We start from the raw sequence: 1,110 nt of genomic DNA, 5'->3' as shown, positions 1-1,110 counted from the left end.
CCGCGGCGCAGGCCGGCAAGGCCCTCACCGTCACCGTCACCGGAACCAAGACCGGCTACACCACCGCCGCGAAGACCTCGACCCCCACCGCAGCCATCGCCGCCGGCTCGCTCGGGCCGGCCCCGGTACCGACGATCACCGGCATGACAAAGGTCGGCTACACCCTGACCGCGGTCCCGGGCATCTGGGGTCCGGCACCCGTCATCCTGAAGTACCAGTGGAAGGCGAACGGCGTCGTCATCATTGGCGCGACCGCCGCCACCTACAAACTGGCCGCGGCGCAGGCCGGCAAGGCCCTCACCGTCACCGTCACCGGAACCAAGACCGGCTACACCACCGCCGCGAGGACCTCGGCCGGCACAGCGGCAGTCACGCCCGCCGGACCCGGCGTCGACGTGTCCTGGCCGCAGTGCGGCAAACCCCTGCCCAAGGGCCAGAGCTTCGCGATCATTGGTGTGAACAACGGCCTGGCGAACAACACCAACTCGTGCCTGGCCACCCAGCTGTCCTGGGCCGCCACGTCCACCGGCGGGACCGGGCAGCCCCTCGTGGCCCTGTACGTAAATACCGGGAACCCCGGGACGGCCGGCTCCTGGTGGCCCACCAGCAACACCTATGCCGGGAAGACCGTGGCCAACCCCTACGGCACGTGCACCAAGGGCTCGGTCGGTTCGGCGTGCTCCTATATGTACGGTTACGCCAAGGCCTACGACGACGCCATCATCCGCGGGGTCAAGAACCCGGCCTCCTACACCTGGTGGTTGGACATCGAGACCGAAAACTCCTGGTCAACGAACAAGGCCGCCAACAGAGCTGATCTGGAGGGCATGGCCGCCTACTTTGCCAGCATCGGCGCCAAAACCGGGCTCTACTCGACCGGCTACCAATGGGCACAGATTATCGGCACGGTGCCCTCGACAAGCAACCTTTACGCCCAGCGAAGCTGGCTCGCCGGCGGGAGCTCCTTCCAAAACGCCAGCAGCATGTGTTTGGCAGCGCCGCTGACAGGCGGCGGGAAAGTCACCATGGTCCAGTACATCTCGGGCGGCTTCGACTACAACAAGTCCTGCATCTGAGTTCCAGCCTCCGGCCAGCCCGGATTCAGTAGTC

Annotated in this window: 1 protein-coding gene; it reads left to right on the top strand. The window is 66.6% G+C overall.

Features of this window, described 5'->3' with window-relative positions; all coding sequences use genetic code 11:
- Window positions 1-1,076, top strand: a 1,076-nt coding sequence (locus LQV45_RS34740; RefSeq protein ID WP_230012487.1) for a hypothetical protein, incomplete at its 5' end; no start/stop codon positions are given.
- Between the last annotated feature and the right edge of the window lie 34 nt (window positions 1,077-1,110).

It is taken from the genome of Microbacterium sp. Bi128, assembly GCF_918698205.1.
The sequence above is the reverse complement of the archived record's forward strand: the minus strand, read 5'-3'. Positions and strand labels throughout refer to the sequence as shown.